10 protein-coding genes and 1 pseudogene are annotated in these 14,043 nt (G+C 66.3%); 4 read left to right on the top strand and 7 right to left on the bottom strand.

Annotation, left to right across the window (positions count from 1 at the left end):
• Position 1: 1 nt before the first annotated feature.
• Positions 2-1,087, bottom strand: coding sequence for a porin (locus tag B0W88_RS12290; protein WP_233151697.1), 1,086 nt, complete (start codon positions 1,085-1,087; stop codon positions 2-4).
• 87 nt (positions 1,088-1,174) lie between these two features.
• A complete protein-coding gene (locus B0W88_RS12285) occupies positions 1,175-2,506 on the bottom strand; it encodes an MFS transporter (protein ID WP_077034947.1) in 1,332 nt (443 codons plus the stop codon).
• 213 nt (positions 2,507-2,719) lie between these two features.
• On the opposite strand from B0W88_RS12285, the gene B0W88_RS12280 reads away from it, so the two are divergent.
• The gene (locus tag B0W88_RS12280) at positions 2,720-3,691 is read left to right on the top strand and encodes a LysR family transcriptional regulator (protein WP_083748754.1); all 972 of its coding nucleotides are present in this window, start codon (positions 2,720-2,722) and stop codon (positions 3,689-3,691) included.
• 87 nt (positions 3,692-3,778) lie between these two features.
• On the opposite strand, the gene B0W88_RS12275 is transcribed toward B0W88_RS12280, so the two are convergent.
• Genes B0W88_RS12275 through B0W88_RS12265 form a run of 3 tightly spaced genes read right to left on the bottom strand, consistent with a single transcriptional unit; the run spans position 3,779 to position 6,617 of the window.
• Positions 3,779-4,144, bottom strand: a complete 366-nt coding sequence (locus B0W88_RS12275) for a response regulator (RefSeq protein ID WP_077034946.1) — start codon at positions 4,142-4,144, stop codon at positions 3,779-3,781.
• Positions 4,145-4,147: 3 nt separating this feature from the next.
• Positions 4,148-5,272, bottom strand: coding sequence for a sugar ABC transporter substrate-binding protein (locus B0W88_RS12270; protein ID WP_077034945.1), 1,125 nt, complete (start codon positions 5,270-5,272; stop codon positions 4,148-4,150).
• A gap of 4 nt (positions 5,273-5,276) precedes the next feature.
• Positions 5,277-6,617 carry a sensor histidine kinase gene (locus B0W88_RS12265; protein ID WP_083748752.1) on the bottom strand — a complete coding sequence of 447 codons (1,341 nt, stop codon included), beginning with the start codon at positions 6,615-6,617 and terminating at the stop codon, positions 5,277-5,279.
• A gap of 245 nt (positions 6,618-6,862) precedes the next feature.
• Between B0W88_RS12265 and B0W88_RS12260 the strand changes: the two genes are divergently transcribed.
• From B0W88_RS12260 to B0W88_RS12250, 3 genes are all read left to right on the top strand, one after another.
• Positions 6,863-8,344 (top strand): ATPase domain-containing protein, encoded by a 1,482-nt coding sequence (locus tag B0W88_RS12260; RefSeq protein ID WP_077034943.1) that lies wholly within the window; start codon positions 6,863-6,865, stop codon positions 8,342-8,344.
• A complete protein-coding gene (locus tag B0W88_RS12255; protein WP_077034942.1) occupies positions 8,341-9,999 on the top strand; it encodes a response regulator in 1,659 nt (552 codons plus the stop codon). Before B0W88_RS12260 ends, B0W88_RS12255 begins: the two co-directional genes overlap by 4 nt.
• Before the next feature lie 281 nt (positions 10,000-10,280).
• On the top strand, positions 10,281-12,158 hold the full coding sequence (locus B0W88_RS12250) for a PEP-CTERM sorting domain-containing protein (protein ID WP_077034941.1): 1,878 nt from the start codon (positions 10,281-10,283) through the stop codon (positions 12,156-12,158).
• Here B0W88_RS12250 and B0W88_RS12245 read toward each other — a convergent pair.
• Both B0W88_RS12245 and B0W88_RS33600 read right to left on the bottom strand, forming a co-directional pair.
• Positions 12,077-13,771, bottom strand: a complete 1,695-nt coding sequence (locus B0W88_RS12245) for a LuxR family transcriptional regulator (RefSeq protein ID WP_077034940.1) — start codon at positions 13,769-13,771, stop codon at positions 12,077-12,079. The genes B0W88_RS12250 and B0W88_RS12245 overlap by 82 nt on opposite strands.
• Positions 13,771-14,043, bottom strand: a pseudogene (locus B0W88_RS33600) (MFS transporter); the annotation flags it as partial. The pseudogene B0W88_RS33600 and the gene B0W88_RS12245, both read right to left, overlap by 1 nt.

The raw sequence follows: 14,043 nt of genomic DNA, 5'->3' as shown, positions 1-14,043 counted from the left end.
TTCAGAACAGATGGGTCATGCCGACCTCGAACACCGCCTGCCGGGAGGCCGTGGCCACCGGCTGGTTGCGCATGACGGCCAGTTGCCCGGCGCCTGCGAGCTGCAGCACGCCCAGGACATAGAGGGAGGTGCGCCGGGACAGCGCGTAGTCCGCATGCGCGTGCCACTGGTTCCAGTGGTAGCTCGCCAGCGTGGTGTACGAGTAGCCGCCGCCCACGCGCAGTTGCGTGCTGATGTACTTGTAGGCGCCGAGATCGAGGCTGCGGGCCTTCTCGTCCTGGCTGGCACCCGCGGCGGCCAGCCGCGTGTCGCTGTAGTTCGCCATCAATCGCCAGCCCTGGTCGGCGTAGGCCAGGCCCAGCGTGGCGGTGTCCTGGTCCTGGCTGAGCGTGGTGGCGGGCGCCTTGCTGAAATCCAGGCCGTAGAGTCGGGTGATGCCCAGCTTGGCCACCGGGGCGAACGGGATGCCGTGCACCGATTCCCAGACGAGAACCGCCTGCCACGGGCCGGCCGTGTAGTTCAACTCACCGCCCAGCACGCGGCCGGTGTTGCTGGCCGTGCCTGGTTCGCCGAAGCCGTATTCGAGGCCGAAGCCGAAGCCTGAAGTGACGGGCGACTTGTACTTGACGGTGTTGCTCAGCGAGTTGCCGACCGTGCGATCCAGATTGCCCGGGTGCGTCGCCAGCAGCGAGGTGTAGCGCTCCGAAGTGAAGGGCACCAGGTCTGCCAGCAGGTCGTACATCGAGCCCAGCGTGACGGTGCCCCAGCGCGCGGAGGACAGGCCGACGTAACTCTCGAAAGGCGCGGTGATGCCGGTATCGAGGAACGAGTACTGGCTGAAGCGGAAGAAGGCCGTGTTGCCGTCTCCCAGGTCTTCCCTGCCCGAGATGGCCCAGAAGGGAACCGCGTGCGTGCCAGACAGCTGCGCTCGCGTGCCTGGCGCGGCGTTGGAGGTATAGGTGACGCCGCTGCCCAGCAGGCCCGAGAGCGTGACGCTGCTCTCGGCGCTGGCGACCGACGGCCAGGCGGCGACGAGGGCAAGAACAGCCGTGGCGGCCGCAGTCCGGCCCATGTTGGTCGATTTCATTTTGTGGGTTTCCGTAGATGAGGACGAAGGCATCCACCGACGGGCCGCAGCGCGGCGTCGGACGGGAGAGTTGTTGCGGGGGCCTGGCTAGCGGCTGGCGATGGGCGCGGCGTCGGTCATCGCCGGCACCGGGGATGGGCGCCCCTTGACCGCTCGGTAGAGCAGCAGCGCCGCGGCGAAGGCCACGATTCCGGCTCCGGTGAAGACCGCGCCCATCGCCGAGGACAGCGACTGCGGATCGTTGCCATAGGCCCGCTGGCCAACCACGGCGATCAGCGTGGGCGCCAGGCCTTGCCCGATCAGGCCGTTGATGACCAGCACGACGGCCATCGCCGTGCCCACCATCGTGGGCGGCACCGTCCTGGCCACCAGCGTCGAGGTGACGGCCATGAAGGTCCAGGAGAAGAGGACCACGGCCGCGTCGATGCTCCAGAACGTGGCCAGGTTCCCGGACTGGCAGAGCAGCGTTGCCAAAGTCGGCACCACCGCGCTCACGACCACGCCGACACCGGCGATGTTCTGCAGCGTGCCGCCGCGCTTGCGGTCCATCACCAGGCCGGCGAGCCACAGGCCGATCGGCCCCATCGTCAGCAGCAGCCCGCCCTGCATCAGGCCGATCTCGCGCATGCCGATATGAAAGCGCCGTGCTGTCATCGTCGGAATCCAGCTGCCAAGGCCGAAGGTGATGATGGAGTTCGCGGCGGCGAACACCAGCAGAGGGAGGAAGACCGTGCGCTGTGCGGCGAGCGTGCGCCAGACGTCGGCCAGCCCGAGTTTGACGGCGGAGCCCCCGGCTGCGCCGTCCGCGTGGTGGCGGCCGGGGTCGCGATTCAAGCCGATGAGCAATGCGGTTGGCAGGCCGACCAGGCCGATCAGGAACAAGGCCATCTGCCAGGGCGGCACATCGCCAAAGCCAGCAATCGACCGGATGCCCGCGGATTGAATCCAGGCCAGCATCGGCCCACCCAGCACGAGCGAAAGCCCGGTGCCCAGCATCAGACCCATCGTATAGACGGACATCGCCCGGGCTCGCCGTTCGGCATCCACGCCATCGCGGATCAGCGAATAGGCCGACGGCGGGATCAGCGCCTCGGCGCCGCCGACGACGATCCGCGCGACGACCAGCGCCAGGAAGGTCGAGGCGAAGGCATTCGAGGCCACGGCCAGGGACCAGACCAGCACGCCGCCGGCGATGATCAGGCGGCGGTTGAATCGGTCCGCCAGCCAGCCCGCAGGCAGACCGATCGCGATGTTGGCCATCGCGAAGGCGGCGCCGATCAGGAAGCTGATCTGCACGTCGCCCACCCCGAAGTCGCGCTGGATGGGCCCGACCATCAGCACGAGGACGTTCTTGTCAATCTGCGCCAGCATGCTGACGAGGGTGAGCGTCGCGACCAGCGCCCACTGGGAAGCCGCCATGCCGCGGCGGGGATGGGCTGGATCTATGGGACGAACTGACACTTCTTTGTCTCCTGGTTGGGAAGGCGTCGGCCGGGCTGTTCCGCTCGGTCCTCTTGCGCTTGGAAGTGATGTTCGCCTGAGGCCATCCATCTGTAAAATTGATTGCTCAAATCTCGTCCATTTGCCGTGCAAATGTCTGCGAGCGCTTCTCTGACACTCAGGCGGTGGCCCATGCGCTTCAACAAGCTCGATCTGAACCTGCTCGTGGTCCTGGACGCCCTGCTCTCCACCCGCAGCGTGAGCCGTGCGGCGGAGAAAGTCTTCCTGAGCCAGCCAGCGACCAGCCTCTCGCTCAGCCGCCTGCGCAGCTATTTCGAGGATGAGCTGCTGGTCTCCGTCGGCAAGACGCAAGTCCTGACCCCATTGGCCGCCGAATTGATCAAGCCCGTGCGCGACGTGCTGCTGCAGATCCAGACGGTGACGCGAGCACGGCCGAGTTTCGATCCGGCGACGTCCAGCCGGCGCTTCGTCATCGAATCCTCGGACTACGTCATCAGCGTGCTGCTGTCAGAGGTGGTGCGGCGGGTCGCGGAGGTCGCACCGATGATGCAGTTCGACCTGCGGGCGATCAACACGTTGACCCACCAGCACCTGGACGGGGGCGAGATCGAGCTGCTGATCACGCCCGAGTTCTCGACGGTCGAGGGGCATCCTTCCGAGCCGCTCTTCGAGGACACGTTCTCCTGCCTGATGTGGCGGGGGCACCGCCTGGCTAAAGCTGAACTGACGGTCGAGGACTACCTGGACGCCGGACATGTCGGCGTGGAATGGATCGGCGGACGGCGCGTCACCTACGACGCCCAACTGCTCACGGCAGCCAGGCAGGCGCGCCGGCAGGAAATCATCGCCCCGAACTTCACGCTCGTGCCTCAGCTGCTTGAGGGCACCCAGCGCATCGCAACCCTGCCCACGCGCCTGGCCACGGCGATGTCGGAACGATTCGACGTCGTCGTGCTTCCATGTCCGCTGCAAATTCCGGGTTTCACGGAACTGCTCCAATGGCACAAGCACCATGAGCGGGATCCTGGCTTGGTTTGGTTGCGATCCATCCTGAAGGAGACGGCCGTGTCGCTGGCAGCGAGGCAGTGGCCATCACCGGAAAATGGGAAGGTGTCAGACAAGAGAAGCCGTCGCAAACGATAGCGTGGCAAGCCGCGTTGGCCGTGCTGGCGCACGGGCTGCCAGGCGAGGCCGCCACGCCGGCAGCTCACCGCCCGTGACGAACTCGCTTCATCGCACTAGCCGGATGATCAGTGCATCGAGTTCGTCCAGATCGACCGGTTTCCTCAGCGGATATGCGGAAGCGCCGAGCGAGCGGGCGACGTCCCTCGCGTCGTCGCCGGAGCAGAGGATCACCGGCAGGCCCGGGTGCTGCTGAAGGGCCTCGCGCGCCACGTCGAGGCCAGAGCAGTCGGGCAGGTTGATGTCCGTCATCAGCAGGTCCACCCGCTGCTCACGCAGCACGGCGCGCGCGCCGGCACCGTCAGCCGCGCATACGATCCGGCGCTCGGGCGTAGCGAGGATTTCCGCGAACGACTCGCGAATGAAGTCGTTGTCCTCGACATAGAGGATGACGCAGGGATGGGTGGTGGCCACGACCTATTTGGCTTCCGAAGACCAGGGGAAATTGATGTAGTTTTGACGCGTGTCGAAACAGATATTGCCGTACATCGTCAGATAGGACGCGCGCCGCGCAGGATCGGCATACACCGGTCCGGGATTGGCCATGTCGCGCTCATAGTCGGCCACGTTGCCGCTGGTGAGCGCTCTCGGCAGGATATCCATGGCCTGCGGGATGGTTTTGCCTTCCAGCCAGTCGGCGGCCTGCTGGCCCATGGCATAACCGAATATTGGCGAAGCCAGGCTGATGCTCGCCTTGTACGGGCCGTCGCCCTTCTTGATTTCGGCCACTGCTTCCTGCTCGCCATCGATGCCGCCCAGAAACTGGTCCGCCCGCGCCTTGCCTGCTTCGCGCAAGGCCTGCAGGGCCCCCAGCACGACCGTGTCCGCGCCGAGCACGACGTCGATGTTCGGTTGGGCCAGCAGAATGGTCTTCATCGTGCGGTATCCCCCCGCCTTGTCGACCGTAGCGGGCGAAATGTCGGCCACGATCGTGACACCCGGCAGTGCCCGCAGCGTGTCGCGCATGGCGGTGAACCGCGGCGCCAGGAACTGCAGGCTGTCATGTGTCAGCAGCACCACCTTGGCCTTTCCGTTCAGCCGCGTGCGGATGTAAGTTGCTGCCGCTTCCGCCAGGACCTTGCCGGTCAGGTACTGCGGCGCGTTCAGCACCGTCGTCGCCGGCGGCGGCACGATGGCACCGACGTAGACGCCCGCGCCGATGACCTTCTTCAGGGCCGGCGCCAGCGACGGTGGATCAATCGGTGCCACCACCATCGCGCCGGTCTTGTCGGTGGCGATGTCCTCCACCTGCCTGATCATCAGCGTCGGATCGTTGTTCGCAAACGAAACGCCATAGGCGAGCCCCCGCGCCCGCGCCGCGGCTTCGAGGCCACGGCCTGCGCCTTGCATGAATTCGCGCCGGTTGTCCTGCACGAAGACCAGCTTCTTCTGAAAGCCGGTCGGCGCCCTGCAGGAGGCTCTTGCTGCATCGTAGGGCGGTAACTTGACCGGCACTGTCAATCCGTCCGCGCCGCTCGCGAGCGCAGCGCCGCCGAGACACATCAATGAAACCATCGCAGCGACTTGGATCGTCATGGCCATGAAGCTACGCGGTCGCCGTCGTCAGCACCAGACGGGCCGCCGTACCGGGCCTGAGATTGATGTATTCCACATGGGTTTTCAGCGCCGAGGCCATCGTATGGATGATCTTGCTGCCGAGGCCCGTGCCCGCAGGCGTTGGTTGCGGCGCGATCCCCACGCCGTCGTCCTCGACCGTCAGTTCGGCCTTGCCGTCGTCCAGCCGCTTCAGCCGTACCCGCACCTCGCCGGGCTGGTCGACTGGATAGGCGTATTTGAAGGCGTTGGTGACCAGCTCCTGCACTGCCACGCCCAGGCTGACGCTGGCGTCAGTGCGCAGCGAGATGGGTTCCAGATAGCATTTCAGGATGGCGGTATGGCCGTCCTTCTTCATCGCCGTTTCCAGATTGCTCAGCATGGCGCCGAGATAGTCGTTCAGAGCCACGTTGGTCACGTCGCCCGACGTATAGAGGCTCTTGTGGATCAGCGAGATGGCATCGATCCGCGATTGCGTTTCCCGCAGTGCATCCTTGGCCGCCGTATCGGTCACGGAGCGCATCTGCATGCGAACCAGCACCGCGACCAATTGCAGGCTGTTGGCCACGCGGTGATTGACCTCGGCCAGCAAGACTTCAGCGCGCTCGCGCGCCATCGCCAGATCGGCCGTGCGGCTCTTGACACGTTCTTCCAGCGTGAGGTTTGCAGCCCGCACTTCATCTCGCGCCAACTTCAAATCCTGCCCGTTGCGGTAGACAGTGAAGGCCACGACGAACACGACCAGGACGATGACCACGGCGGCGCCCGCCGATATCCAGCGCAGCAGCGAGGCGTTGCGCTGCTGTTCGCCGTTGTTAAGCGTTCCAGCCTCGTCGGCGATCAAGATCGCGCCGTAGAGAAAGACATTGATTTCATCCATCAGTGCCTTGCCGCGATTGCGCTGCAGCAGTGCCATGGCTTCCGCGTCACGGCCGGCGCTCTTCAGGGCAATGCTGGAGTCCATCTCGATGATCTTTTCTGCCACGGCTTCGGCCAGTCGGGGCAGCATGGCCCGGTTGGGAGCATCCGGCGCGACCATCCGGCTCAGATCATCCAGTTCCTGCCGCGCCTGAGTCTTGGCCGTGTCGTAAGGGGCGAGATAGATCTCGTTGCCGGTCAGCAAAAAACCGCGCTGGCTCGATTCCGCAGTGCGCAGGTGATCACGCAGTTCAACGGCGCTTACGCGAATCGCGCGCTGAAGCGCCGACTGCTCGAACAGGCTGTTACCACGCTCCACCAGCCAAATGGTTGTGCCCACGATCACGATCAGCGCCAGAAAGCCAATCGTGAGGCCCGCGCCAACACCTATCGCCAACCGGCGTCGTCCGAACATTCAGCCAACTTTCAAAGGGGCAATCGGTCGCCGATGATACCAATTGGCCCCCTGGTTCTTGGCCGTTGCGGCCCCTCGCCACTTCACGGGACACCCGCATCCCTCAGCGTCCGCACCACCATCATCTACTCGCACACCGCTGCCCGGCCAATGGTGGTACCACGGTGAGTAGGCATCTTGTCTGACAGATCGCCCTAGTGGAGCCGGGATAGCATCTCAATTCCCACCCTTCTCCGAGTCCTGAAATGTCAACGCGCTGCTCAACCGGCATTCCCGGATTGGACGACATCTTGCAAGGTGGCTTGCCCGCAGGGCACCTATTTCTCTTTGAAGGTGAGCCGGGCACGGGCAAGACCACCTTGGGTATCCACTTCTTGCTTGCGGGGATGGAGGCGGGTGAGTCGGGCCTGTATGTGACCCTCTCCGAGACCGCTGCCGAACTGAGGGATGTAGCAAGCTCGCACGGCTGGGAGCTCGACAAGACCGGCATCGACATCTTCGAGCTTGTCAGCCCGGACCAACTCGGCCCAGACGCGGAACAGTCCATCCTTCACCCGGCCGAGATGGAGCTCAACGAGACCGTGCAAGGGGTGATGTCTCGTGTGCAGGGTACGCGTCCGTCGCGCATCGTCTTCGACAGCCTCTCGGAAATGAGGCTGCTTGCGCAAGATCCGCTCCGCTATAGACGGCAGGTGCTGGCACTGAAGCATTTCTTTGCTCGCAGCAACTGTACGGTCCTCATGCTCGATGACCTGAGCGATACCGCAGGCGACATGCAGTTGCGCAGCATTGCCCACGGTGTTGTGTGCCTTCAGCAAACCGTGGGGCAGTATGGTTCAGACAAGCGCTTTCTTCGCGTTGCGAAGATGCGTGGGATCGCGTTCCGCAGCGGCGAGCACGACTTCACCTTGACGACGGGCGGTATCGAAGTCTTCCCACGCCTGATCGCCGCCGAGCACCACAAGGCATTCACGCCGGAAAATGCCAGCACGGGCAATGCCGCCCTTGACACGACGCTCGGGGGAGGTCTCGCCCGCGGGAGCAACACCTTGTTCGTCGGCCCCTCCGGCGTGGGCAAGACCACGACGGCCATCGCATGCGTCCACGCGGCACTCCAACGAGGTGAAAAGGCTGCCTACTTCTTGTTCGACGAGGGCTTGGGAACGCTGATGCCTCGGGCAAAGGCGCTCGGCTATGAGCTTGAAACGCACACGGAGTCGGGAAGACTCCTGCTGAACGCGCTCGACCCAGCCGAAGTCTCCGCAGGGGAGTTCACGGCGCGTGTCCGGCGCTCGGTCGAGCGCGATGGGGCTCGCGCGGTTGTGATCGACAGCCTCAACGCCTATCTGCAGGCGATGCCCGGCAGCAAATTCCTGCTGCTCCAGATGCACGAACTGCTCACCTATCTGAATCAGCGTGGCGTGATGACCATCCTGGTGCTTGGCCAGCACGGCGTCCTGGGGCAGGGACGGATGGACATCGACCTCAGCTATCTCAGTGATTCCGTGGTGCTCTTCCGGTACTTCGAGGCGCAGGGCAAGCTGCTCAAGGCAATCTCGGTGACGAAGAGCCGAACGAACCGGCATGCCACCAGCATTCACGAGTTCCGGCTGGGGGCGAAAGGCGTCGAGGTCGGCGTGGCCTTGACGGACTTCGAGGGCGTGGTCCCGGGTGTCGGACGGTATGCCGGGGACATCGCGCTCTTGAGCGACGGCGACGCCCGATGACAGACACCCGCGAAGCGCGCGTCATCGTCTTCGCGCCATTTGGCCGAGACGCCCAGGTGATCGCGGATGTTGTCGCAGGCATGGCGACAGCACAGGCGGTGCACTCGCAGCAGCAACTGCTGGGCGCCCTGATCGAGGGAGCCGCTGCCGCTGTCGTCACCGAGGAGGCGCTGTCCATTGAGCCCGGCAGCGCCGTCCATCTTTGGTTGCAAGCCCAGCCGTCCTGGTCGGACTTCCCATTTGTCGCCCTGACCGGCAAACGAACCAGCAGCCGGCCCCCCAAGGCGGGAGCCTCGCTGCACCGGCTCGGCAACGTCATTCTGCTGGAACGGCCCGTCAGTGCCGAGACATTGAAGACTGCCGTCGAAGCGGCATTGCGAGCAAGAGCCCGCCAGTACGTGACCCGCCAGAACTTGGCTGACTTGGCTTCAGCTCATGCGGAGGTTGCGCAGCTCAACCGCGACCTGGAGCAACGAATCGAGGATCGCACCCGGGAACTCTCCGACGCCAACAACCGGCTGATGAACGAGATCGCCGAGCGGGAGCGGGCGCAGGCGGCGTTGTTGCAGGTGCAGAAGATGGAAGCGATGGGGCACCTGACCGGCGGGATCGCCCACGATTTCAACAACCTGCTTCACGTCATCGGGACCAATCTGGACCTGCTCGCTCGACTGCAGTCGTCACCCCAGGTCGTGCGTGTCGTCGAGGTAGCGCGCCGCAATGTCCGACGCGGCGCCCGGCTGACCTCACAGTTGCTTTCGTTCGCGCGCAGCCAGTCCCTGGTTCCTCAAGCAACGGACATCCACACGTTGCTCGAGGGCATGGCGGAACTGCTGGCCACCTCTGTAGGTTCGCACGTGCGCATCAACCTTGAGCTCGCCCATCCTCATCCCTTCGTCAACGTGGACAGGAACCAGCTCGAGATGGCAATTCTCAACCTGGTGGTCAACGCAAGGGATGCCATGCCAAACGGCGGCTCCATCGTCATCTCCACTTCCGAAATCCCTCCGGGCGATGCATCCGAAGCCAAGCGCGGTTTGGAACTGGCCGTGGCCGACGGTGGCACGGGTATTCCACCGTCGATCATCGGACGCGTGTTTGATCCGTTCTTCACGACCAAGCCGATGGGCACGGGTACAGGGTTGGGCCTGGCGCAGGTATATGGATTCGCCAAGCAGTCCGGCGGCGAGGTCCGGATAGAGAGCTCACATGAGGCTGGGACCCGGGTCCGGCTCAGTTTTCCGGTTGTCGACGCGGATATCGCTGACGAAGCGGAGGGGGAGACCGCCACGGCTGATACGGCACGGCAGGACATTCTTGTCGTCGAAGATGATGATGAGGTTCGACAGTCCATCGTCCAAAGTCTCGAGATCCTGGGGCATCAAGTTGCCTCGGTGGCCGATGGCGAAGCCGCGCTATCTGCGATGAGGGCGCATCAGCCTACCTTGCTCATCGTCGACTACGTCATGCCCGGAATGAACGGGGCAGAGTTGATTGGGCATGTCAAGGCGTCCTGGCCTGATCTCCCCATCATCCTTGCGACCGGTTATGCCGATATGGAGAAGGTCGGGCAGGTCTTGGGTGCCAGATCGATCTTGAAGAAGCCCTTTCGCGTAGAGACGCTCGCCGAGGCTGTGCATATCGCCGTCGCATGAGCGCAGCGCGGGAGGCTCCCTGGGCAGAAGGACCGGCCGTGCTCGCTGGATGTGCAGCGTCAAGAGCTTGTTTCCGTTCCCGCTGAGTCTTGAGATGGGAGCAACGCCTTGCCGGCGCCGACGCCCTTGGGCGAGCGCTTTGGCCTGCGTGCTGGCGCTTGGCAAGGGTACACGCGCTGGGCCTGCGGCGGGGTGAGGTTTTGCGCCTAACCCGTCGTGGGTGATGGGCGGCAAAGGCAACGGTCGATAAGGTGAGGTCACATCATCGTTGAGGACCTTTCATGCCAACACAATCGATCCATCGCAAGACCGGAAAACTCGCGGCCGTCGCCGCGCTGGGGCTGATCGCCACGCAGGCCGCACGGGCCGGCGCCTATTACGACCTCGGCTCGACCATGGCCGTCAGTGACGTCTCGGCCAACGGGTCCGTCGCGGCGGTCTATAGCAGCACCCAGGGCCAGTACTACAAGTGGACCGCCGCCGGCGGCCTGGTCTCGATCGGCGGCAACTGGGACGGCGGCGAGGCCCTCATCTCGGACGACGGCAGCATCATCGCCGGCGATGCTGTCAATGCCGCCGGCCTGACCAGCGCCGCGACCTACAACGTCGCCACCGGCCAGTGGACCACGCTGGGCAGCCTGGGCGGCGTGTCCGGCAGCTCGGTCAGTGCCTCCTGGGCCATGTCGGGCGACGGCAAGACGGTCGCCGGCCTCGGCTGGGTCACCGCCGCCCAGGCGCATGCGACGCTGTGGACCAGCGGCACCGTGATCGATCTGGGCTCCAGCGTCAGCGGCCGCTCGACGCGCATCAACGGGCTCGACGGCAGCGGCACCGTCGCCGTCGGCTGGCAGGAGCTCAACGGCGGTTCGCACCAGGGCAGCTACTGGAAGAACGGCGTGCAGACGCTGATGGTCGACGGCAACGGCCTCGCGCTGCGCGACGCGCAGGACGTCTCCTCCGACGGCACCTGGATCATCGGCACGGGCGCACCGGGCGGCTCCGCCTACCGCTACAACACCCTCACCAACGTCACCGAATACCTCGGCCACTACGGCGCCGCGGCCGACACCAACGGACTCAGCGCCATATCGGCCGACGGCAACATCATCGTCGGCTACGACCGCGCCTTCGGCCCGATCACGCAGGGTACCGGCACGATCTGGATCAACGGCCAGGGCACGATGAACCTGACCGACTACGCGATCAGCCACGGCGTGGCCCTTCCCACCGGCACGGTGCTGGCGACCCCGCTGGCGATCTCGGCCGACGGCCTGACGATCACCGGGCTGGACAACCACAGCCACGGCTTCGTGATCTCGCTGTCGCCGGTGCCGGAGCCGAGCAGCTACGCGATGCTGGCGCTGGGCCTGGGCGCGCTGGGCCTGTGGACGCGCCGGCGCAAGGAGCTCGGCGCGGGGCTCGCCGCGGTCGCGCTGGCCACGGCCGGCGGTGCGGCCCAGGCGGCCACGACCTTCTACACCTCCGAGACGTCCTTCCTCGCCGCCATCAACAAGCCCGTCGTCGACGACTACAGCGATCTCGCCGCCTATGTCGGCAGCAACCTCTCGACGCCATTGACCCGCAGTCCCGGCGGCGGCTACAGCTATGGCCTGTTTGCCTATTCGCAGACGACGGGCACGGCCGACACTGTCTACATCTCCGGCACCGCGGCCAACCCGTCGGTCTCGACCACCAATGCGCTGAACGACGTGCTGATCCTGGATCGTTTCACCGGTGGGGCCACCGCCTTCGGCGCCTATTTCTACGGCGCCGACGCGGCCGACCAGTTCCTGCCGGTGACGCTGACGGTGGAGGTGCTGGACGCCAAGGGCCGCGACCTGATGCAGACGATCACCCCCACCGGCGCCGACGGCAGCGGCTTCGTCGGCTTCGTGTCGGACAGCGCGATCAAGATCCTGAACGTCTACGTCACGTCCGCCGCCGCCGCGGACGGCGTGTTCCCGACGATGGACCACCTGATGCTCGGCAGCGCCGTCACCGCCGTGCCCGAGCCTTCCACCTGCAGCCTGCTGCTGGCCGGTGCCGCGGTGATCGGCGGCGCCGCGCAGCCTGATCGTCAGGCCAGCTGGCCCACCAGGCCGGCATTGCGCGCCCATGCGATCGCATGCCGGCGCGTGCCCACCTTCAGCTTGGTGTAGATCGAGCGCAGGTGGGTCTTCACCGTCTCGCCGCTGATGCCCATGGCCAGCGCGATCTCCTTGTTCGACTGGTGCTGGGCCAACAGCCGCATCACCTCGCGCTCCTTGGGCGTCAGCTTCTGCGCCAGCGCCGATTCGTCGGCGGGTAGTTCGCCCAGCGGCGCCGCGCCGTCGCCGTTGCGCAGCAGCAGGCGCAGCAGCGCCTTTGGGTTCTTCGGCTGCATCGCCAGTTCCAGTTCCTTGGCCTCCAGCGCCTTTTGCATGTAGTCGTAGGCCTGGGCCAGGTCGCCGGCCTCGGCCCAGGCCTGGGCGAGGAACTGGCACATCGAGGCCGGCGCCTTCCAGCCCTCGATCCGCAAGCCGCGACGCAGCGCGCTCAGGGCGTAATGGATCGCCGCGCTCGGCGCCTTCATGCCCTGCGGCGGCGGCAGCAGACAGTGGGTGCGATGAATCTCGGCCAGCGCTTCGTCGACGCTGAGCATCAGCGCCGCCAGGCCGTGATCGTCGATCAGCTGGCGGGCCTGCTCGATCGCCGCCAGCGCGGCGACCGGGTCGCCCGCCCGCGCCAGGATGCGGGCTCTGGCGATCCGGTACATCGTCAGGTTCAGTGGATGGACGCTGCCGCCGTGGATCGAGATGGCCTTGCCGATCGCCTCGAGCGCCTCCGCCGCGCGCCCCATCTCGATCAGCGTGAGCGCCAGGTCGTACCAGGCGTTGGCGGTGTTCAGGCAGGGCGGGATCAGCGCGAAGCAGCGCAGCGCCGAGACCAGCATTCCGCGGCTGGGCGACAGGTGGCCCAGGTGGCGCAGCAGGCAGCCGATGCGCGTGCGGCAGGTGGCGACCAGCACAGGCGCCTGGCTGCGCTCGGCCGCCTGCTCGGCGCCGTTCAGGCAGGCCGCGGCGGCATCGTAGTCGGCCAGGTCGCGCCAGATGTCGGCGGCATTGAGATCGCAGATGACCGCGTGCCGCAGCAGGCCCGTCTCGACCGCCTGGACGGCCGCGCGGCGGAACAGCCCGGCCGCGGCAGGCGGGTCGTGCGGCAGCCGTCGCAGCGCGCGTGCGGCGTTGGCGTAGCTCGCCGCGGCGAGCTCGTCCGAATCGACCGGGTCGTTCGCGTCGTCAGCATCGTCGTTGCCGGAATCGGTACCCTGCCCCGGCATCGCCGCGCGCAGCAATGCCAGCATCGCGGCGGCGATCGGCGCACGCGGGCCTTGCGTCAGAACTTCGCAAGCGCGCAGCTCGCGCGCATGATCGCCGGCGGCGCGGGCCAGTAGGGCCTCGATCAACAGCGCATCGCCGGCCAGGCTCGGATCGCCGGCCTCGGGCAGCAGCGTGCGCGCCTCGGCCAGCCAGCGCTCCGCGCTGTCGATGCGCGACCAGAAGGCATCCACCTCCGCGCGCACCAGGTGCAACCGCGCCCGCAAGGCGAGGTCAGCGCCGTCCGACGCAAGCAGCCGCTGCGCCCGATCGGCCAGGGCCAGCGCCTGCCGGCCGTCGCGCTGGCGCAAGTGCCAGGCCAGTTCGACCAGCAGCGGCAGCGTGGCAGCGGCCTTCGCGGCGAGCTCCGCTTCCAGCCGTTTCAGCGCCGCGGCGCCGATGCAGAAATCCCGCATCAGCCCCAGGCCGCGAGGCGCCGGCGCGAGCGGCCCGGGTCCATCGCCATCGCCGCGGCCAGGCCGCCGGCGATCAGCAGCAGGCCGTTGACCAGGAAGCCCAGCTCGTAGCCTGCCGCCCCGGGGTGGCGCTGGACCAGCCAGCCCATCACCACCGGCGCCGCGACGCCGCCGGCCGAGGCCACCGCATTGCCGATCGCCAGCATCGCGCTGCGCTGCCCGAGCGGCAGCACCTCGCCGAGGATGGCGGGGCCGATCGCATTGACGCTGAG

The sequence above is a fragment of the Pelomonas sp. KK5 genome, from assembly GCF_001984095.1.
GTDB lineage: Bacteria > Pseudomonadota > Gammaproteobacteria > Burkholderiales > Burkholderiaceae_C > KK5.
The sequence above is the reverse complement of the archived record's forward strand: the minus strand, read 5'-3'. Positions and strand labels throughout refer to the sequence as shown.